General features: G+C 39.8%; 15 protein-coding genes. 7 read left to right on the forward strand and 8 right to left on the reverse strand.

Annotation, left to right across the window (positions count from 1 at the left end; all coding sequences use genetic code 11):
* Nucleotides 1-59: 59 nt before the first annotated feature.
* Genes atpD through atpH form a run of 4 tightly spaced genes read right to left on the reverse strand, consistent with a single transcriptional unit; the run spans nucleotide 60 to nucleotide 4756 of the window.
* Nucleotides 60-1685 (reverse strand): F0F1 ATP synthase subunit beta, encoded by a 1626-nt coding sequence (atpD, locus tag QHG57_RS01205; protein WP_330168286.1) that lies wholly within the window; start codon nucleotides 1683-1685, stop codon nucleotides 60-62.
* A 19-nt stretch (nucleotides 1686-1704) separates the two neighbouring features.
* Nucleotides 1705-2616 (reverse strand): F0F1 ATP synthase subunit gamma, encoded by a 912-nt coding sequence (locus QHG57_RS01210; RefSeq protein ID WP_330169309.1) that lies wholly within the window; start codon nucleotides 2614-2616, stop codon nucleotides 1705-1707.
* Between the two features lie 20 nt (nucleotides 2617-2636).
* Nucleotides 2637-4172: a F0F1 ATP synthase subunit alpha gene (gene atpA, locus QHG57_RS01215; RefSeq protein WP_330168288.1), complete on the reverse strand. Its 1536-nt coding sequence runs from the start codon at nucleotides 4170-4172 to the stop codon at nucleotides 2637-2639.
* On the reverse strand, nucleotides 4172-4756 hold the full coding sequence (atpH, locus tag QHG57_RS01220) for an ATP synthase F1 subunit delta (RefSeq protein ID WP_330169310.1): 585 nt from the start codon (nucleotides 4754-4756) through the stop codon (nucleotides 4172-4174). Before atpH ends, atpA begins: the two co-directional genes overlap by 1 nt.
* A 954-nt stretch (nucleotides 4757-5710) precedes the next feature.
* Between atpH and QHG57_RS01225 the strand changes: the two genes are divergently transcribed.
* Nucleotides 5711-5857 carry a hypothetical protein gene (locus QHG57_RS01225; RefSeq protein ID WP_330169311.1) on the forward strand — a complete coding sequence of 49 codons (147 nt, stop codon included), beginning with the start codon at nucleotides 5711-5713 and terminating at the stop codon, nucleotides 5855-5857.
* Between the two features lie 467 nt (nucleotides 5858-6324).
* On the opposite strand, the gene QHG57_RS01230 is transcribed toward QHG57_RS01225, so the two are convergent.
* Together QHG57_RS01230 and QHG57_RS01235 are read right to left on the reverse strand one after the other, a co-directional pair.
* Nucleotides 6325-6573, reverse strand: a complete 249-nt coding sequence (locus tag QHG57_RS01230; RefSeq protein ID WP_330169312.1) for a hypothetical protein — start codon at nucleotides 6571-6573, stop codon at nucleotides 6325-6327.
* Between the two features lie 29 nt (nucleotides 6574-6602).
* Entirely contained in the window at nucleotides 6603-8810 is a 2208-nt protein-coding gene (locus QHG57_RS01235) for a primosomal protein N' (RefSeq protein ID WP_330169313.1), read from the reverse strand.
* Nucleotides 8811-9966: 1156 nt separating this feature from the next.
* Here QHG57_RS01235 and fsa point away from each other — a divergent pair.
* On the forward strand, nucleotides 9967-10620 hold the full coding sequence (fsa, locus tag QHG57_RS01240; RefSeq protein ID WP_330169314.1) for a fructose-6-phosphate aldolase: 654 nt from the start codon (nucleotides 9967-9969) through the stop codon (nucleotides 10618-10620).
* Here the strand turns inward: fsa and QHG57_RS01245 are convergent.
* Together QHG57_RS01245 and leuS are read right to left on the reverse strand one after the other, a co-directional pair.
* Nucleotides 10617-11225: an LPS assembly lipoprotein LptE gene (locus tag QHG57_RS01245; RefSeq protein WP_330168293.1), complete on the reverse strand. Its 609-nt coding sequence runs from the start codon at nucleotides 11223-11225 to the stop codon at nucleotides 10617-10619. The two genes, fsa and QHG57_RS01245, sit on opposite strands and share 4 nt — an antisense overlap.
* Nucleotides 11212-13872 carry a leucine--tRNA ligase gene (leuS, locus tag QHG57_RS01250; protein ID WP_330169597.1) on the reverse strand — a complete coding sequence of 887 codons (2661 nt, stop codon included), beginning with the start codon at nucleotides 13870-13872 and terminating at the stop codon, nucleotides 11212-11214. The genes QHG57_RS01245 and leuS overlap by 14 nt, the downstream gene beginning before the upstream one ends.
* A 164-nt stretch (nucleotides 13873-14036) precedes the next feature.
* On the opposite strand from leuS, the gene QHG57_RS01255 reads away from it, so the two are divergent.
* From QHG57_RS01255 to QHG57_RS01275, 5 genes are all read left to right on the forward strand, one after another.
* On the forward strand, nucleotides 14037-14726 hold the full coding sequence (locus QHG57_RS01255; RefSeq protein ID WP_330169315.1) for a YggS family pyridoxal phosphate-dependent enzyme: 690 nt from the start codon (nucleotides 14037-14039) through the stop codon (nucleotides 14724-14726).
* A 2155-nt stretch (nucleotides 14727-16881) separates the two neighbouring features.
* On the forward strand, nucleotides 16882-18825 hold the full coding sequence (gene acs / locus QHG57_RS01260) for an acetate--CoA ligase (RefSeq protein ID WP_330169316.1): 1944 nt from the start codon (nucleotides 16882-16884) through the stop codon (nucleotides 18823-18825).
* A gap of 551 nt (nucleotides 18826-19376) precedes the next feature.
* Nucleotides 19377-20036 carry a cell division ATP-binding protein FtsE gene (gene ftsE, locus QHG57_RS01265; protein ID WP_330168297.1) on the forward strand — a complete coding sequence of 220 codons (660 nt, stop codon included), beginning with the start codon at nucleotides 19377-19379 and terminating at the stop codon, nucleotides 20034-20036.
* The gene (locus QHG57_RS01270; RefSeq protein WP_330168298.1) at nucleotides 20029-20982 is read left to right on the forward strand and encodes a cell division protein FtsX; all 954 of its coding nucleotides are present in this window, start codon (nucleotides 20029-20031) and stop codon (nucleotides 20980-20982) included. Before ftsE ends, QHG57_RS01270 begins: the two co-directional genes overlap by 8 nt.
* Nucleotides 20983-20986: 4 nt before the next feature.
* The gene (locus QHG57_RS01275; protein WP_330169317.1) at nucleotides 20987-21658 is read left to right on the forward strand and encodes a YdcF family protein; all 672 of its coding nucleotides are present in this window, start codon (nucleotides 20987-20989) and stop codon (nucleotides 21656-21658) included.
* Nucleotides 21659-22380: the final 722 nt, after the last annotated feature.

Consider the following 22380-nt stretch of genomic DNA (forward strand, 5'->3'; position numbering starts at 1 on the left):
GTCCTTATTGAACGAAAAATATTCATGAAAAATTTCTCCTCAAGTAAGAAGCTTCTAAATTAAGAAGCCTCTGCCATGAGACGCTTTCCTTTTTCAAGAGCTTCATCAATCGAACCAACCATATAAAAAGCAGCTTCTGGCAAATCATCATAATCGCCCGCACAAAGACCTTTAAAGCCTTTGATTGTCTCTTCTAAAGGAACGAGCTTTCCCGGCGAACCAGTAAAGGCTTCCGCCACATGGAAAGGTTGCGAAAGGAAACGTTCAATTTTACGTGCCCGTCCCACCAATAATTTATCATCTTCAGAAAGTTCATCCATTCCCAGAATAGCAATAATGTCCTGAAGCGCTCTATAACGTTGTAAAATGGTTTGCACTTGACAAGCAACAGTGTAATGCTCTTCCCCCACAATCAATGGATCTAACATACGCGAGAAAGAGTCAAGCGGATCAACCGCCGGATAAATTCCCTTTTCCGCAATAGAGCGCGAAAGAACAGTTGTCGCATCCAAATGAGCAAAAGATGTTGCCGGCGCAGGATCTGTTAAGTCATCAGCAGGAACATAAATTGCCTGAACGGAAGTAATAGAGCCTGTTTTTGTACTGGTAATACGTTCTTGCAAAGCTCCCATATCTGTTGCCAAGGTAGGCTGATACCCCACAGCAGAAGGAATACGCCCTAAAAGAGCGGATACTTCGGCCCCTGCTTGCGTGAAACGGAAAATATTATCCACAAAGAAGAGAACATCTTGTCCTTCATCACGAAAACTTTCTGCAATGGTCAATCCTGAAAGAGCCACACGCGCACGTGCTCCCGGTGGTTCATTCATTTGCCCGTAAACAAGGGCACATTTTGACCCTTCCGTTGAACCATTATTCTCTTTTGGATTCACATTCACGCGGCTTTCGATCATTTCATAATAAAGATCATTTCCCTCACGTGTACGTTCTCCCACACCAGCAAATACGGAATATCCACCATGTGCTTTTGCAATATTATTTATAAGCTCCATAATGAGAACGGTTTTTCCAACACCAGCACCACCAAACAGGCCAATTTTACCTCCTTTAGAATAAGGAGCTAACAAATCCACGACTTTAATACCAGTAACGAGAATTTCTGAAACGGTTGATTGTTCAACATATTCAGGTGCCTCCTGGTGAATAGAACGCGTTTTGGTTGCTGGAATTGGTCCCACATTATCCACTGGTTCTCCAATCACATTCATAATACGTCCCAACGTCGCTTCTCCTACAGGAACGCTAATTTGCGTTCCCGTATCCACAACCTTTTGTCCCCGCATCAAACCATCAGTGGTATCCATAGCAATTGTACGCACGGTATTTTCACCCAAATGCTGCGCAACTTCCAACACCAAGCGATTGCCTAAATTCTCTGTTTCCAAAGCGTTAAGAATATTTGGCAATTCACCTTCAAATTGCACATCAACGACAGCACCAATAACCTGCTTGATCTCACCAACAGCGCCTTTTGAACGCTCTTCTTTTTTTGCCGATGTATCTTTTTTTACAGGTGTATCTTTAGCCGCACTACGTGTAATTACAGAGGAAGCCTTTACATCCGCTTGAGATTTCGAAGCGGTTTTTTTCACGCCGGAACGAGTAGCTGGTTTCTTTTTTTCACCTTTTTCTGTTCCTTTGCTTGAGGTTACTGCTTTTACCATCAATCCTTACCTTTTCCATTTAAAGCGCTTCAGCGCCCGCAATAATTTCGATCAATTCTGTCGTAATCTGTGCCTGACGTTGACGATTATAAGCTACCGTCAATTTATTAATCATTTCACCTGCATTGCGCGATGCATTATCCATAGCTGTCATCTTGGCCCCCATCTCACCAGCAACATTTTCTAGCAAAGCCCGAAAAATTTGCACCGAAAGATTGCGTGGCACAAGCGCCTCTAAAAGAGAAGCAGCATCAGGTTCATATTCATAAACAATTGATTGTGAATCTTTGCTATGATTGGTTTGCTCCACAACATCTACTGCTTCAACAGCTGCTTTTGGAGCAATCATGGGGATCAAGCCAAAAGCTGTTGGACGCTGATTAATCACGGAAATAAATTCAGAATAAAATAGCGTACAGACATCGAAAGCGCCTTCATTAAACAAATCAACAATCCGTTGACTAATCATCACCGCTTCTGCAAAACCAATGCGCTTTACAGCATGCAAATCGATATGATCAATTATCAAACCCTTGTAATCACGCGATAAAATATCTGCACCTTTTTTACCCACAGTGATAATTTTCACTATTTTACCAACCGCCAACAATGCCTTAATCTGCTCACGTGCACGACGAGCGATTTGCACATTAAAAGCACCACACAAACCACGCTCAGCTGTACACACTACCAAGAGATGCACATCATCTCGCCCCGTACCACGCATAAGAGCAGGCGCATCAACACCATCTACATCAGCAGCAACACTGGTCAAAATATCAGCCATCTTTTTTGCATAAGGACGCGCAGACTGTGCCGCCTCTTGCGCACGGTGCAACCTTGCTGCTGCAACCATCTGCATAGCTTTGGTAATCTTTTGTGTTGCTTTAACCGAAGCAATACGGTCTCTAAGATCTTTTAGTGAAGCCATTCAAGCATTCCATCAATTCATCACGAGAAATTTTTCGCATAAGTGTTAAGAACAGTTATCAACTTATCTTTCAGCTCGTCTGTTATTTGCTTTTGCTCAGCAATTGCCTTTAAGAGATCTTGATAATCACTCCGCAAAAGCACTAAAAGACCTTGCTCAAATCGCGCAACATCAGAAACCGCTAGAGAATCAAGATAGCCATTCACACCCGCGAAAATAACCACCACTTGTTCTTCTGTTTTGAGTGGGGAAAATTGCGGCTGCTTCAACAGCTCTGTCAAGCGCGCACCCCGATTCAACAGACGCTGAGTTGAGGCATCCAAATCAGAGCCAAACTGCGCAAAAGCTGCCATTTCACGATATTGCGCCAATTCACCTTTAATCGAGCCAGCAACTTGCTTCATCGCCTTAATTTGTGCGGCAGAACCAACACGTGACACAGAAAGACCAACGTTTACAGCAGGACGAATTCCTTGATAAAACAAATTAGTCTCTAGAAAAATTTGCCCATCCGTAATCGAAATCACATTTGTAGGAATATAGGCAGAAACATCATTTGCTTGCGTTTCAATAACCGGCAAAGCTGTCAACGACCCAGATCCATTTTCCGCATTTAACTTCGCAGCCCGCTCTAAAAGACGCGAATGTAGATAGAAAACGTCTCCCGGATAAGCTTCACGACCTGGAGGACGACGCAACAAAAGAGACATTTGACGATACGCCACCGCCTGCTTTGACAAGTCATCATAACCAATCAAAGCATGCTGTCCATTATCACGGAAATACTCACCCATAGCACATCCAGCAAGAGGCGCAATAAACTGCAGCGGTGCTGGATCAGAAGCGGTTGCTGCAACAATAATAGAATATTCCAGTGCTCCACGTTCTTCTAAAACTTTAACGAATTGTGCCACCGTCGAACGTTTTTGACCGATAGCCACATAAATACAATAAACTTTGTCCTGTTCTCGCCCAGCCCCTTTTTCATGAAAAGGCTTTTGGTTTAAAAATGTATCGAGCAAAATTGCTGTTTTTCCTGTTTGGCGATCACCAATCACCAATTCACGCTGCCCCCGTCCAATGGGGATGAGTGCGTCAATCGCTTTTAATCCGGTCGACATCGGTTCATGCACTGACTGACGCGGAATAATCCCTGGCGCCTTAACATCAACACGACGACGCTCCGTTGCTTTAATGGGACCCTTACCATCTATAGGGTTTCCCAACGCATCAACCACACGCCCGAGCAAAGCGGGCCCCACAGGAACATCCACAATAGCGCCCAATCGCTTTACACAATCCCCTTCACGAATATCGCGATCTGAGCCAAAAATGACCACACCGACATTATCAACTTCCAAATTGAGGGCCATACCGCGCACACCGTTTGGAAAAGTGACCATTTCTCCTGCTTGGACATTATCCAAACCATAAACGCGAGCGATACCATCCCCTACAGAGAGAACCCAACCAATTTCTGAAACCTCAGCCTTTTGGTCAAAGTTTTTGATTTGCTCTTTTAGAATTTTTGAAATTTCAGATGGTCTAATATCCATCAGCTGACCTCTTTTTTCAATGCAAGCTTAAGCGAAGACAATTTTGTGAGAAGAGACGTATCAATTTGAAACGACCCCACACGAACGATTAATCCACCAAGAATTGCTGGATTCACAATGATGTGTAGCAAAACTTTTCCTCCAACGACACCTTCCAAAGCCTCACACAACTCTTGCCTTTGTTGAGAACTTAAGGGACGCGCAGAAACAATTTGCGCAGTAACCTGCCTACGAGCGCGTGCAACACACCGCTGAAAAGCATGTAAAATACCAAATACGGCACTAAGCCTACGGTTTATTGCAATAACGCGTAAAAAATCACCAATAACCTGTCCTGCGTTTTTATCAGCAAATTTGATGTTTTCACACACAGATTGCATCACCTTAATTTGCTCTTTGACTGAAAAGAACGGACTAAGCACGAAGCGTTTTAAATCTTTATTTTGCTCCAAAACAAGCAAAAGATTCTCCACTGCCTTTTCAACCTTTTCAACGTTTCCGGCTTCTTGAACGCAATCAAAAAGCGCTTGCGCATAGCGTTGATCTACCAACGGCAGCGGTATAAGAGAAAATGAATCCGACACGAAATACCGCCTCTTTTCCTTGAGCGACTCTCTGATAGTTATCAGATGAAATGAAATAGACATTCTCAATCTTAAGAATCTTCTTCTTAAAACCTAGAACAAAAACCTCTTGGTTTCTAGCATAGACATAGCCGACTCGCAACACCACAAATCGCTGCTTTTTAAAAATTTTAATAAAATATTCAAAATATTTTTGAAAAGAATTTTTTTTAGATATACAGGATGGCATCACAGTTTTTTTATGCCTCTTTTTGACATTCTCTGAGTGATTTTTTCACTCTCTTTGATTTTGCTTCGCTTAAAACACTCCCTTTATCACCACAAGACCTTTAACAAGATGCGAATGCGACTGAAAAAGTCTATTATTTCAAACCGACAAGAAAGAAAAATAATGAATATCCTCCTAAAAATTAAAGGAAACATTGATCTTTTTTCTTCAAATACCCACTCCTTTTAAAAAATTTCACCAAGTATATTTTTTTGTAAACACACTCTTTAAGCATACAACGCCTTGATTTATAATGATAATATATCATTTTTCATACCAGATGAGCCCCAAACATCGAAAGATTCTCTTATTTCAAATCTTTCTATCAAAATCACTCCCTTGCTCCATCACAAACAAAAAAGGAAATGATTAAAGAAAAAATACCTCGTATAAACGCTCTCAAGTACCAAGAGCTTTCGTAATATTAAAAGCTGAATAATAAATGGCGCCATTTTATATCCTTATGAAATAAAGATGGAGAGCCTTAACGCGGTTTTTTCATTCATGAAAGCTTTTACATTCTACACTCGAGAAACATCGTAAAATGAATTCGAGCATGCTGAGAAACATTTGCTTAAACAAGTACATAAATCTAGTAATACAATAGATGTTCTGCAATATTCTGTTTTGGGCGTTCTACTTTACATGAAAAATGCGCCCCCTTTAGAGAACGAAAAGAAAAAAGCGTGAAATATGAAATAATGGATAATCTCTATTTCACGACAGCGCCCATAAATGCTATACAGGGAACCTCATCATTACGCTTGATTAGAAAGCCAACACCATCCCACACTTTTCCAGCTCCCAATGTTGCAACAGCCCTTAATACTTGAGATGATTAGGTATTTTAATCCTTTCTTATACAGCTTCACTCCACACGGCTCTCCCTGTTTGTAACGGCAAACAAATAGTTTTGATTAATCAATATAAACAGATTTGAAATAAGAGAATCCTACAATAGTTGAGATTCTAATATGAATAACAGCATATTATCACTATAAATCAATATGTTATTATTTATAAAAATTATTATTACGGACGCTTTTAAAAACTCTAGAGCCGAATAAATAAGAAAGATAATGATAGATGCTCATTTCTATCTTTACACTCCAAAACAAATATATATGCCCGTTAAAGATAAATAAAATATATAATATTCTCACCCCAATTTAACATAACACCATCTTCATTAAGCTCACATAGCTTCACTTTAATATTGCACTGATTTTAGAAAAACGTAGATTAATATCGATTTGAACTCGAACGGAACGAAGCATTTTAGATATATTTGCAAGCATTTTCAGCCTCTATAACCAGCCCTTATAAAAAGAATTCCTCTATCAGAAAGGATACTGTCCCTAAAACAAAAAAGTAGCAAAAGCCGAAAACGATAACGCCCCCGAACCAAAGCCAAAGGTGCTTCTGCTGGTCCCATAACCGAGATATTTTTTTCCCGTGGCGCTGCTTGACGCAATGCACATGTATCATATTTGGCTGTTTGGATGCTTATTCTGAAAAGATAATAGTTAAAGTAAAGCACCTTAAGCAAAGAGACCTTCACTTTATGTGATACTGGTTTTAGAAAAAACTTTGCGGATCAATATCAATTTGAACTCGAACAGATCTGGGCATTTTGGGTGTACCGCCAAGCATTGCACGTATAAACCCTTGTATATCAAAAGAGCGCTGTCCTTGCAGCAAAAGCCGAAAACGATAACGCCCCCGAACCAAAGCCAAAGGTGCTTCTGCTGGTCCCATAACCGAGATATTTTTTTCCCGTGGCGCTGCTTGACGCAATGCGCGCGCATAATGTTCTGCTGCTTGGCGCTGTTGTGCAGACACAATCAAAGAGGCAAGCCGCCCATAGGGAGGCAAATGATAATGCTGACGCACTGCAATCTCACGCGTGTAAAAATCTTCTGGCTGGCATGAAAGTAAGGCTTTGATGACCGGATGATCTGGTTGATAAGTTTGCAATAATCCTAAACTTTCCAATCCCACACGCCCTGCTCTTCCGGTAACTTGAGAAAGCAGCTGGTAGGTACGTTCACTTGCGCGTAAATCGCCATTGGCAAGACCAAGATCAGCATCAATAACACCAACCAAAGAGAGCTTTGGAAAATGATGTCCTTTAGTGACCAACTGTGTTCCAATAATAATATCCACATCGCCATTGACAATGGCTTGCAATTCGCTTCGCAATTGCCCAATCCCCCCTTTAAGATCTGTTGAAAGAATCAATGATCGCGCTTGAGGAAAAAGCACTTGTGTTTCTTCTGCAATTCTTTCCACACCCGGACCACAAGCCACGAGATGATCTAATGTCCCACATTCAGGACAGGCTTGAGGAAGTGGTTGATGATATCCACAATGATGACATTTCAGTTGCCCTTGCGCACGATGTTCGACTAACCAACTTGAACAATCAGTACAATGAAAACGATGTCCGCAAATTCGGCATAAAGTTAAAGGTGCATAACCACGACGATTAAGAAAAAGAAGAGCCTGTTCGCCCTTATCAAGAGTATGTTTTAAAGCCCTTTCAAGAGCAAAGGAAATAAAGCGCCCCTTTTGCACCCCTCCTTGGCGCATATCAACCACCCGCAACTGTGGAAGTGCAACTTCTTTAAAACGGGAAGGTAAATGCACCTTTTGATAACGCCCTTTTAAAACATTAGCTTGGCTTTCAATTGACGGTGTTGCTGAAGATAAAATAACAGAAAAATGCTCAAAAGAGCCTCGTGCAACAGCCATATCACGCGCATGATAAAAAATGCGCTCTTCTTGTTTATAAGCGCTATCATGCTCTTCATCAACAACGATCAAGCCAAGCTCATGAAAGGGAAGAAAAAGTGCTGAACGAGCCCCCGCAACGACACGCACCCGCCCTTCTGCAACTTGCCGCCAAACGCGTTCTCTACGGCGTGGCGTCAAATCAGAATGCCATTCTGCTGCTGCTGCTCCAAAGCGTGCATAAAAACGATCTAAAAACTGTTGTGTTAAAGCAATTTCCGGCAATAAAATTAAAACCTGCTTGCCCCCTCTGAAAGCTTGAGCAACCGCTTCAAAGTAAACCTCTGTCTTTCCTGACCCCGTAACACCATCAAGCAAAAAAACTTGAAACTGAGAAGATAAAACACCTTCCCGCAATACTGTTGCTGCTTCATTTTGCGCTCCCTGCAACTGAGGAGGACAAAAGTCAGGATCAGGCATTGCCACAAGATCAGGAGCAGGAACGATAACATCTTCAAAAACCCCTAGCGCTTTTAAACCTTCAACAACAGAAACCGAAGTTCCAGCCGCATGCGCAAGACCAGAACGTGTCCATATCTTCTCATTACGCACCAATTCCAAAACCCGTGATCGCGCAGGTGTGAGACGTTCTACATTTCCACCACAATATCGCAAACCCATCATCTGCGCTTCCGGCTCTAAAGCAGCCGGTACAGACAAAACCAATCGTGCTACAAGACCAAAAGGCGCCATTGTATAGCGACTAACAAAACGCAAAAATGTGATCATTTCTGCCTTTAATGGGGGACATTCAAAAACATGAAGCAGAGAGCGTAATTTTTCACGTGCCACCGAAGCAGACCTTTGCCCATCTACTGTCTTCTCTCCACCATCCACAACAAAACCGCAAAGTTCACGCCCCATCACCGGAACCCGAACAAAAGAACCAACGTTCACCTCCATAGAAGAAGGAACTTTATAACTATAAGCATGAGCAACAGGAAGAGGAACCAATACAGACACAATCTTTTCCTCTATCACGTTTGAATTCATCTTTTAAACCAATCTAAGACCTCTTGAACACCAACAAGCCTACACCTTATCTTTAAACACTCTTATAAAATTTATTGCGGGATTCAATCTCTCCCGCTATCCCAACACTTTTCTCACAAAAATTCTTTTTAACACTCATTCCATCACCAAAATGTCAAAAAAGAACCAATCTCATCCTCTATAGCAAAAAACTCTACAGCAAAAAAACCAGTGCCATTCTTCTGTGCAAATAAAGCTCATCACTATTAAGCATTCAACATGATATCGTCAGTGCGCTCTTCAACAAAGCTATCCCATAGTGTGACTTCTTCTCAAAACACACACTTTTATTTTTTACCGCCTCATATCTCAATTTATCTTCAACAAACTGATTTATAAAGATATAATTATCATTTTACCTATTGTAATAAAAACCCTCAATACGATGAATTTTTCTCATTTCAAACCCATCTCTCATTTCAAACCCATCAAGGAACATTTGTAAGTTCTTATTGATAAAAGAGTATCCCATGATTTTAATTACAGGGAGAATAATATTACAAATGAAACCGTTACAATATTCACCTTGGCTTTATGCCAAAACGTGGAAATACATGCGTACATCTTTCAGCTTGATTGGGAATCAAACAACAATATAAGCAGCACAAAAGCGTATTGTTGAAGAATGGGTAACACAGAATAAATCAATGTATTGACCATAAAAAACACTTCATGTGTAAAATTTCACATGCCTTCTTTAATGGTACTTTACGACAAAATAAATCAATCCATTCGTTTCCATAAGATGAGGTTAAACCTACCCTCTGAAAAAGGAAAATATCTTATGATGCACTCTCAAATATCAAAAACAATCGCAAATAAGAAATAAGCAAAGTGTATAATAATGCTAGCTTATTTCCATAAGTATAAAAAATACCGCTACGCAAAGATGCCAATACGCAAAAATATTGGTACACAATGAGTCCTATACCTTATCATGAGCAACGATATAAAATGGGTATGGAAACAATAAGTCATATTTCTTTACTAAAAATAGGTCCATGATTAACATCATAGCATTCTTGTTCTTTACACAGATATAATTCTTTCTCTTGCTTTTGCAGTCAACAATAGCGCATAACAAAAAATAGGATAAAAGCTAAAAAAGAGGTTAGATATGAAGTTTTTTGTGGATAGCGCCAATATTGAAGAAATCCAAGAGTTACAGAATTTAAACCTTGTTGATGGTGTTACCACCAATCCCTCTCTTATCTTAAAATCAGGGCGCAATATTCTTGATGTTACAAAAGAAATTTGTGCTCTCATTAGCGGACCTGTTTCTGCTGAAGTTGCAGCAACAGAATTTGAAAGCATGATGAAAGAAGCGGCTGTTTTAGCAAAGATTGCCGACAATATTTGTATCAAGCTTCCTTTAACACTCGATGGATTAAAAGCCTGTAAAGCCCTTACAACAGAAGGCTTAAAAACAAATCTCACACTTTGCTTTTCTGCCAATCAAGCCTTATTAGCAGCCAAAGCAGGCGCGACATTTATTTCGCCTTTTATTGGTAGACTTGATGATTGTGGAAATGATGGAAGTGAACTGCTTCATGAAATTCGCACAATCTATGATAACTATAACTTTGAAACACAAATCTTGGCAGCTTCAATCCGCACCGTTAATCATGTCAAAGAAGCAGCTCTAAGTGGTGCTGACGTTGCAACAATTCCACCAACAATCTTAAAAGCACTAGTCAAACATCCTCTCACTGAGAAAGGGTTGCAAATATTTCTCAACGACTGGAAAAAAACAGGACAAAATATTGCTTAATATCTAGAATTTTTATTGGAAAGATCTTTTGAAAGTAACAAAAAAATCTGTTCAGCCAACTCTTCGGCAACACGTTTTTTTGCATCTTCTTCTGCTTGCATTGTTGCATATTCTTGGCGAAGTCGGTCAAAAGATGCGTTCATCATTGCTGTTCCTTTTGCAACAAGAGTATTTTTCATATCCTGCAAAGTGTAAGAAGCTCTGCTCATAACAGTTCCAACAGAAGGTCGTCCTTTTCGTTTTTTCTCGAAATCAACCTCTATCTGCATTGATTCTCTTGTAAAGACGGATATCTGCAATGCCAATCGATAAGCAGGGAGAGAAGGTTTACCACCCTTTCCATACAAAAGAAACAGCAGATGATTGCGCACCATTTGACCAAAACGATCCGAAGGCTCTTCCACAACAATAGAGGCGAGCTTTTGCGCAAGCCCCAAAGAAGCTTGCCCAGAAGGATCCCCAGAAACAGGATCCCCATAAGAAGCAGAATTCATTGTCATTGCACTCTGCAACTCTTGACGATAAAGCGGTTCAACTTTGCATCCACACAACAGTGTGAATACACCAGCTAAAACGACAAGAATAAAACTTTTAAAAAACGACATTCACAATCCTTTGTGGAACAATAATGATTTTTTTCACAGGCTTTTCAACCAGCTGTGCCTTTACAAAATCTAAAGCCAAAACCGCTTCTTTAATCATCGTTTCATTCGCTGTTGCTGCAACGGTCACCTCACCGCGTTTTTTGCCATTAATTTGTACTGGCAAAGTATAGCTTTCTTCAACAGTTAACGCGCGATCATAAACAGGCCAAGCAAACGCAGATATTAAAGTTTTTCCCCCTAAAGCAGCATGACATTCTTCCGCTAAATGGGGCATCATCGGTGCAATCATAGCAAGAAAAAAATCCATGGCTTGACGTAAAGAAGCTTTCATTTCATCGTCAACATCTGCCACCTTATTTAACAAAGGTGCCATAACATTCAAGAATTCATAAAGGCGTGCAATAGCCCGATTAAAAGCAAATTTTTCCAAATCATCTTCCACAGCGCAAAGCGTGCGATGTGCGACCTTTGAGAGTTCCAAAGCCACCCCCTGATGCCCTGCACAAGGCGCCACATCCTTTAAAACAGAAGCACTTAAGGCCACATGGCGCCAAACACGCTGAACAAAGCGATGGGCTCCTTCAACACCTGATTCTGTCCAGATGACATCCCGCTCTGGGGGGGAATCTGACAACACAAACCAGCGCACAGTATCAGCGCCATAGGATGCAATAATATCATCAGGATCAACGACATTCTTTTTTGATTTTGACATTTTCTCAATCAAACCAATCGTCACTTCACTTTGATCAGTTAATTTATAAGCCTGTCGCTTTCCATCTTTTTCAACAATCGAAATTTCTGCTGGAGAAACCCACCCTTGATCATCCCGATAGGTTTCATGCACCACCATCCCTTGGGTAAAAAGCCCCTTAAAAGGCTCATCTACTGTCACATGACCAACCAATTTCATAGCACGCATAAAAAAGCGCGCATAAAGAAGATGCAAAATGGCATGCTCAATTCCACCAATATATTGTTGCACAGGCAACCATTCAGCTGTTGCTTGTTTGTCAACAGGTTCTTGCGCAAAAGGAGCCGTAAAGCGTGCATAATACCAAGAAGAGTCCACAAATGTATCCATGGTATCGGTTTCACGTTTGGCAGATTGTCCACAGGAAGGACAAGTAACATTCTGCCATGTTTCATGCCGCGCAAGAGGATTGCCCGGTTGATCAAAAGTAACATCATCAGGCAACACAACCGGTAAATCGGCGCGCGGTACTGGAACCACTCCGCAAGATGTACAATGGATCATCGGAATGGGACATCCCCAATAACGTTGACGTGAAATCCCCCAATCACGCAAACGAAATTGCACTGTTTTTTGCCCCTGAGGTTTCCCATTGAGCATTTGTTCTTCAAGCCTTTTGGCTGCTTCTTCAAAAGCTTGTTGAGGTGTCAAACCATCCAAAAAGCTGGAGTTGATCATCACCCCATCACCCGTATAAGCGGTTTCAGCAATAACAAAATCTTCTGCCTGCTTTCCTTTTGGTAAAACCACCGGTTTTATTGGAAGATCATATTTACGCGCAAAATCGAAATCTCTCTGATCATGAGCAGGACAACCAAAAACAACCCCTGTTCCATAATCCATAAGCACAAAATTCGCGATATAAACAGGAATATACACTGTTGAATCAAAAGGATGAACTGCCAAAAGGGGCGTAAGAAACCCTTGTTTTTCAGCTGTTTCAAGTGCTGCCATTGTCGTTCCACCACACCGACAACTTTCGATAAAAGCACTCAACTCTTTGTCTTTTTTTGCCAAAGCTTGTGTAATGGGATGGTCAACAGACAGAGCCAAAAAGGAGGCGCCAAAAAGAGTATCAGGACGTGTTGAATAACAAACAACCTCATCAAATGTCTCACAAACATTATCAACACCACTTGCATCATCAGCATCCCCGCTCGACTTTAAAGCCCAACGAATCAGCAAACCTTGTGATTTTCCAATCCAATTTTTTTGCATCGTGCGAACTTTTTCCGGCCACTGCTTCAGCTCTTCAAGCCCAGCCAAGAGATCTTCACTAAAGTCGCTAATTTTAAAAAACCACTGCGTCAATTCACGCTGTTCCACCAACGCACCAGAACGCCATCCCTGCCCATCAACAACCTGTTCATTTGCCAAAACAGTATGATCAACGGGGTCCCAATTCACCTTAGCCACTTTACGCGCCACCAACCCCTTTTGATAAAAATCAAGGAACAGCATTTGTTGGCGGTGGTAATATTCTACATCACACGTTGCAAATTCACGTGACCAATCGAGTGAAAGCCCTAATTGCTTTAATTGCCCGCGCATCACAGCAATATTTTGATAGGTCCAAGTTTTAGGATGCACTTTACTTTGCAGAGCAGCGTTTTCAGCCGGCATACCAAAAGCATCCCAGCCCATAGGATGAAGCACATTAAAACCCTTTGCCCTTTTATAGCGTGCCACCACATCCCCCATGGCATAATTGCGCACATGTCCCATGTGAATACGGCCTGACGGATAAGGAAACATCTCTAAAACATAATATTTTTCACGAGCATCTTCTTGAGAAGTCTGAAAAATTTTCTTTTCATCCCAAATTTCTTGCCATTTTTTCTCGCGGGCACGTGGATTATAGCGTTCACCTATATTATAATGTTCAATCGTCATTCCCATTATACTCTTCTAATAAGACAGAACCAAAAACTTGTTTTATTATGCTTGACCATGGATTAACCTCATCGTCAACATTTTCGTGAAATATTTCCCTAAGTATTTTATAAAACTTTTAAAAAACGACCAACTCTTGAACAAAAACGGTAAAGTACAAAAATATGAATACACAAACGTCCCCCGATGCCCCTTCCATTGAAGCATGGCAAAACCTTCAAAAAGACATTGCTGAAACATGTCAAGAGCTACAACGCTCCGTAGAAGAAATTGAACTTATTGCTGTTTCAAAAACTGTTTCTGCCGCTGATATACGTCCCCTTTTGCAAGCCGGTCACTCTCAATTTGCAGAAAACCGCGTGCAAGAAGCAGCACAAAAATGGCTCGAGTTACGTCGACAATTTGAAAATATTAAACTTCATCTTATCGGTCCTCTACAATCAAATAAAGCCGCTGAAGCAGTGAAACTTTTTGATGTCATTCAAACGGTTGATCGCGAAAAAATAGCCAAAATTTTGGCGAAAGAAATGCAAAAACAAAAAAGGCATCTCCCCTGCTATGTTCAGGTCAACATTGGCTTAGAACCGCAAAAAAGTGGGGTAGCACCACAAGAAGCGACATCTTTTGTCGACCAATGCAAAAACAACTATGGACTTGATATCATCGGTCTTATGGGCATTCCCCCTGTCGACGAAAACCCCGGCCCCTATTTCGCGCTATTAGCAAAATTAGCAAAACAAGCCGGTCTTCCAAAGCTTTCCATGGGCATGTCCAGTGACTTCAAAACCGCTCTACAGTTTGGCTCTAACGTCCTTCGCATTGGCTCTGCTTTATTTGGAAACCGCCCTGTGTAAAGCAATTTTCCCTAATATAAATTCATTCCTCTCCATATAAATTTCCATTGAGCCCCCTACGAATAAGCCAAAAACAACAGAAATGAAAAAAATATCCCCCTAAAGCTCAATAAAAGAGCAACTCTAGCAAAAAAATTCCCGTCCCTCTTTCATCCTGTTAGCAAAATAAGCAAAAAAGCTGGTCTTCTCAAATTTCTCACCAGCACATCCACAACACGTACAATAGCTTCAAAACAGCCCTACTTAGGCTCTCATATTCTCGCATATTGGCTCTACTTCCCCTCCCCTCTGACCGCCTCTCCACCAAAAGCAACATAAAAATAAATCCTTATACAAAGGCAAAATGATAAGAGAGGCGTTGCGCATTCATGAAAAAACTATTGCAAAATCACTAATAGCAAAAGAATATTTAGCCTCAGCTTCACAAAGGCCCTTATTAAAAACCACGAATTCTCTTAAACTTCTCCAACACGCGTAAACAATTTCCCCGCATGCCAATGGTGTAAAGCAGGCAAAAAAGGCTTATGGCTGTATAATACAGTAACAAAACTCTTTCATGTAAGTCACTTGAGCAAAATAAACATCTCAAATGCCCACTAGAGCACCAAGAGCCACGCTAACCAACATGACAGAAATCTATAAGATCACAACGATAGCATAGAGGCTTTCCATGCTCTACAAAGCGTAACATACGGTCAATATTCGCCTGAAAAATAAAAAAATGAATCCCATGTATATACGCATAGTATATGCATACAAAACAATGGCAATGAAACTGATCTCAATAACGATATTCCTTTATCGTTATTCCTTTGTCTTTCTCGTAAACAAAGAGAAAAATACCAATTTTTCAGATGCACATTTTTCTAATTTTAAACTAATTAAAAAATAATACTATTATTTTTTAAGAAAATTTCATATATACACAATGTATATATTATTTATACAGTATTTTTATTGTTATTTTTAAAGTTTACCTTTGATACTGATCTAAAATACGTGATAGCCATTTGAAATGTATCATTGTGATAATATTTTAGTATAGATAATTCAAGGAAGATTAAAATGAGAAATTTTGCTTCAGGTTTAACTTATACGATAAATGATTCAACACCTATCATTTATGGAAATGCATGTAGTCCTAATGCTTTTATGTCTCACATAGGTGCAAGGGGGTTGCATGGAGCTTTTGATGGAGGAGTAGGCGGAGCACATTTGGTGGTATGTCTGGAGGACCAGCGGAGGCGCTTTCAGGTGACCTCTTAGGCGCCGCAGGTGGATTCTTAGCAGGTGGTCTTTGGGCTTTTGGAGAAAAAGCTTGGGAGTGTTGGTTCTAATTTATAGAGAATAGCGACAAAGATATCTCTGAAATTAGTATTTTTGTAAATATATTCGAAAGAATATACCAAATATCTATGGACAAAATAATTTTCAGAGATATCTACTATATAAAATATTATTTTTTCTATAATGGATATTCTTTATAAAGTTACAAGATTGTTCTTAATACTTGTTGTATTTATCCCTATATATGCTACTTTTGTTAAAACATTCGGTGGTTGGAGTTAGAAACTATCTATAATAACAGGATTATTTGTGGGAATTCTATTTTTTATTTCTGATAGTTTATGTAGATATTTTGGTTTATATTAATCTTTATTGGATGAGTTGCGAGCACGCTGAATAAAGTAGCAACGATACTATTAATGAGTGATCATGATTTATAATGACAGATTTTATCTCTAAAATTATTGAATCGCTTATAGCAACATTTTTTTTTGGTTTAATATATATTTTTTATTATAATTTTATTTCTTATAGTTGGAAAGATTCTCTAAAAATCATTATTAATAAGCTCAATATTCTTTCTTGTTAGTCTTTTATTTAACTATATTGGTTTATATCTTTTATAATAGACATTTTTTAATGTCTTTATGCGTTTACAAAAAGCTCTATATCGCAATAGGTTTTGCCACATTTGAGTATCCTAAAAGCATAGAATACTCTCTTAAATATCATCACATCAGATTTAAAAATTGACTATACCAATCTTTGTCATTTAGTCTAACCTCACAATGAAAAGCTTTTGGGAAAACTCTGCCACAAATATAAAAATACAATGGCTGATTTTTCTAAAAAATAAAAAGAGGGAAGCATGACTGAAAAAATCTATCCAATATCAGAAGAGATCAAAAAAAATACTTTACTCGATGAGAAAACTTATCAACAGTGGTATCGAGAAAGCATCAATGATCCAGAAAGCTTCTGGGCCAAGCATGGTCAACGCATTGAATGGTTTAAACCTTTTACAAAAGTAAAAAACACTTCTTTTAACGGAGATGTATCAATTAAATGGTACGAAGATGGGATAACAAATGTTGCCTATAATTGTATTGATCGCCACCTGAAAGCCCATGGAAATCACATTGCGCTCATTTGGGAGGGAGATAATCCTTATCATGATAAAAAAATAACCTATAATGAGCTTTATGAACATGTTTGTCGTTTTGCCAATCTTTTGAAAAGTCGTGGCATTAAGAAAGGCGATAAAGTAACCATTTATCTCCCCATGATTCCCGAAGCAGCCTATGCTATGCTCGCGTGTGCCCGCATTGGTGCTGTTCATTCGGTTATTTTTGCAGGCTTTTCTGCTGAGGCAATAGCAGGGCGCCTTGTTGACTGCGAATCAACCTTCATCATTACCGCTGATCACGGCTTGCGTGGCGGCAAACGAATCAACTTAAAAGACAATGTTGACCATGCTATTGAGATAGCAGCGCGCCAAAACGTGCATGTAGACCAAGTCATGGTTATACGGCGGACTTGTGGACCCATTCAATGGATAGAGGGGCGTGATTTTTGGTACCACAAAGAGATCGCTCATGCCAAAATAGACTGCCCACCAGAACCAATGAATGCTGAAGATCCGCTTTTTATACTTTATACTTCCGGCTCCACCGGCAAACCCAAAGGTGTTTTACATACCACAGCGGGCTATCTTGTTTATGCCGCGATGACACATCAATATGTTTTTGATTACCACCCTGATGAAATTTACTGGTGTACAGCTGATATTGGTTGGATTACCGGTCATTCTTACTTGGTTTATGGACCTTTATGCAATGGTGCGACCACTTTAATGTTTGAAGGCACACCAACCTTTCCTGACAAAGGAAGATTTTGGGAAATTGTTGACAAGCATCAAGTCAATACACTCTATACCGCACCAACAGCTATCCGCGCCTTAATGGGAGCAGGTAATTCGTTTGTTGAACACTCAAAAAGAACATCGTTGCGTCTTTTAGGCACGGTAGGAGAACCGATTAACCCCGAAGCATGGGAATGGTTTTATCATACAGTTGGAAATGACCGTTGTCCGATTCTCGATACATGGTGGCAAACTGAAACAGGAGGACATATGATCACGCCTTTGCCTGGTGCAATACCTCTCAAAGCAGGGTCAGCCACACGTCCTTTTTTTGGTATTCAACCCCAAATTGTTGATGCCCAAGGCAATGTTTTAGAAGGTGAAGCAGAAGGCAATCTTTGTATCAGTGATTCATGGCCCGGACAAATGCGCACGCTTTATAAAGATCATGAGCGCTTTATTCAAACGTATTTTTCTACTTATAACGGAAAATATTTTTCAGGTGATGGCTGTAGGCGCGATAGTGACGGCTATTATTGGATTACAGGGCGAGTTGATGACATTCTCAATGTCTCGGGGCACAGGTTAGGAACTGCTGAAATTGAATCAGCCCTTGTTTCTCATCCCGCTGTATCAGAAGCAGCTATTGTGGGTTATCCGCATCCCATTAAAGGACAAGGAATTTATAGTTTTGTGACCCTCATGGAAGGGACAGCGCCAAGTGAAGAATTGCAAAAAGGCCTTATTAAACATGTAAGACAAGAAATAGGTTCTATTGCCATATTGGATAAAATTCAGTTTGCTCCACAGCTTCCCAAAACGCGATCAGGAAAAATTATGAGACGTATTTTACGAAAAATAGCCGAAAACGATTTTGATACTCTTGGAGATATTTCAACCCTTGCCGAACCACAAGTTGTTGAAGATCTGATTGCCAACCGACAAAGCTAAAAAAACACGACGAAATACAACATACGGTGGTTTTTGTGTTTTTGCTAAAATTATTCTAGCATTGTTACGAAAACCACCCATGAGAATAAAAAACTAAACAACGCATATGCTCTCCCTAACAACAAACGCTTTTCTTCATAACAAATAAGAAATAATTGAAGAAAAAACTTCACGATTGAAATATGCCAAGATTGGAATATGAATGCGGATAAAAATAAGAAAGTAAGATAAAAAGAGCAACATAGCTTTTTAAAATCGCCCAATACCCACTCAATACAAAAAAGCCTTTGAGAAAGAAGGAAAAATAGTTCCGATGTTTATGCTAGAATCACTTTGAAATTCCTGCTAAAATCATAAATAAAGTTAAAAAGAGAAAGTATAAGTGATAATATTCTTGAGCAAAAATATTTATCTATAACAAGGGTATATAACAAATATTGAAAACCATGAAATCTAAAATAAACAAGCTTACAACAAAAGCCTAACGCGATGAGAAAGCAAAAATTTTTAGAATAGATGATGCAATATAAAATCAGGAGTAATAATAAAAAGTGATTCATTTTGAAAATGTCGGTCTACGCTATGGAATGGGACCTGAGGTCCTTCGTGATATTAGCTTTCATATTCCTCCTGGATCATTTCAATTTCTCACTGGCGCCTCTGGAGCAGGGAAAACGTCGTTGATGCGTCTTATGTTTTTGGCACTCAGACCCACCCGCGGTCATATTGATCTCTTTGGAACAGACACAGCATTACTCAAACGTCAAGAGCTCCCTGCGCTGCGACAACGTATCGGTGTGGTTTTTCAAGATTTTCGTTTACTCGACCACATGACCACTTATGAAAATGTCTCCTTACCTTTACGCATTAAAGGACAAGAAGAAGCAACCTATCGCAGTGAAGTAGAAGATCTTCTCTGTTGGGTAGGCCTGGGAGATCATATTCATGTTTTACCACCAGTTCTTTCCGGCGGAGAAAAACAAAGGGTAGCCATTGCACGCGCGCTCATTGATCAACCTGAAATTCTACTTGCCGATGAACCCACTGGAAATGTCGATCCGCCCTTGGCAAAACGCCTACTCCGTTTGTTTATTGAATTAAATCGTTTTGGAACAGCTGTTATCATTGCTACCCATGATATTGCCTTAATGGAACAAGTTGCAGCACGACGTATGCTTCTCCATAACGGACGGATGACAATTCATGAATAAGTCTTTCCCCATTTTTATAAGCAATAAAAAAAATACAACAGCGATTATTCCCAGTGATAATATTTCTGGAAAAGCATTGGTTGCCGTGATTGCTATTATGACATTCCTTTCAAGCCTCACCTTAATCGGTGTTGATTTAGTCCAACGTGCCGCCCAAAATTGGAGTAATCAGATTAGCTATGAAGCAACAATACAAATACGCCCCATTGACAATGTTGATATCAACAAAGCACTCCATGATGCCGTACAATTGGTTAAAACATTTTCTGGTGTACAAGATGCAAAAATTGTTGACCAAAAAGCTACCGAAAAGTTACTGGAGCCATGGCTTGGAACAGGCTTCAATTTCAATGAACTGCCTCTTCCCCGCCTTATCATTGTAACCCTGAATGGAGATAAAAAAATCAATTTTGCAGCCATTAATCACGCCATTAAAACCCAAATTCCAGGAGGTCAATTTGATGATCACCGTGTTTGGGTCCATCGTTTTGTGACCATGGCACACACCACTGTTTTCATTGGTTTTTCAATTTTAGCATTGGTTCTAGGCTCTCTTATTCTTACCATCATTTTTGCCACCCGCAATGCATTGGCAGAAAATGCTCATATTATCAATGTGTTATATTTCCTTGGCACAGAAACTCTTTTTATTGCGCGTCAATTTGATTGGCATTTTTTTAAAACTGCACTGCGTGGTGCTTTATATGGTGGTCTCGCAAGCATATTTTTGTTTTCAGCCTTTTGCCTCTGGACAAATTATAACTTAGGAAGAGCAGAAGCCAGCCAAGTAACCGCTTTATTTGGGCATATTTCGATAAGTTCTATCCCTTACGGAAAAATCATTCTTCTTATTATTTTTGTTTCTTTTCTCACCACCCTTACAAACCGCATGACTATTTTAGCGCAACTGAAAAAAATCGATCAATGTGAAAACGGTTTATTTTAATTTTATGACTCACCACTCCTGCCATTCCAACTCATTAACGCAAAACAATTTAGAACGTCCTCTTCTAAAACGGCCCCACTATAGTTGGTCCGTGTCCTTTTTATTTCGCTATTTTCCGCCGACAACACTTACTCTTGCAATCATTGTTTTCATTTTCTGGGGCGGTTTTATTGTTTTTTCTGAAAAAACTGAAAGACTTTCTCCCCCAAAGCCTCTCCCCAAAGCTGATGCCATCATTGTGCTGACAGGCGGAGAAAACCGAATAGAGACAGGACTTAATCTCTTACAAAGGGGGCTTGGTTCACGACTCCTTATCAGTGGCGTAAACACCACAACCAATCTGAAAGGTTTCATGCATAACATGCATATTACCCCACATCTTATCTCCTGTTGCATTGATATCGGGCATCAAGCAATTAACACCAGAGGGAATGCCAAAGAAAGTGCTGCTTGGATCAAAAAACACCACTATAAAACCCTTTATATCGTCACCCATGATTACCATATGTGGCGCTCGATGCGAGAACTTAAATATTTAATGCCTGATATCCATTTCATTGCTTATCCTGTTAAAAAGAGCGATGCTGAAAGCGCAATACAACAGATCAATCAAATCCGCATTCTTCTATTCCAATATATTAAAACGCTCCAAGTCTATATCAGAACCACCTTCTGATCCTTCTCCTTCTGACTTTTTTAACAACCTTGCTATTTTCTGACCACTTCATACCGTTTTTTCCATACCCTTTCACATAAGTTGCCTCTATAAAAGCTCGACAGAGCTTACCCTCACACAAAGCAGCCCCCACAATACACGTCTCACTGTATTGCACATTCACCCAAAACATCTTTTACAGCCAAAACATATCTCACAACACGGATTTGTACATACCATCCCAATATATTAAGCTCTATATTAAGCTCTTGTAAATAAAGCCGCCCAGACAACTATAAAATCTCCAGACTTGTTATAGAGATCTATGTATACCACCGTCTTTACGCTTCATAAAAAATGCAAACCGCCTCATCCTATATTTTGCCGCCCCCCAATATTACGATAACTCTTAAGCACTTGGGATGATTGGTAAGAGGCATGCTTTACGCTTTTCTTCAACACGAACATACCAACCTCGTATGACATGCAAAGAAGTAATTTTAATAAATTTAAAATGAGAAAATTTATGATCCTTAGATTTCTCATTTAACAGAGAGAACGTTAAACGATCATTATAAATCAATAGATTAATAACAAGCTCTTCATTCTACAAAACATCTTCATAAGAGCATTTTAGATCACAGATAGGAATAAGCTCGAAATGCACACCGCCACAAACATCCCACGTTCTTTATCGCAATCTTTTTTGAAATCATTTCCCTCTAAAAACACTTTTTGTTTGG

The sequence above is a fragment of the Bartonella grahamii subsp. shimonis genome, from assembly GCF_036327415.1.
In the GTDB taxonomy this organism is placed as follows: domain Bacteria; phylum Pseudomonadota; class Alphaproteobacteria; order Rhizobiales; family Rhizobiaceae; genus Bartonella; species Bartonella shimonis.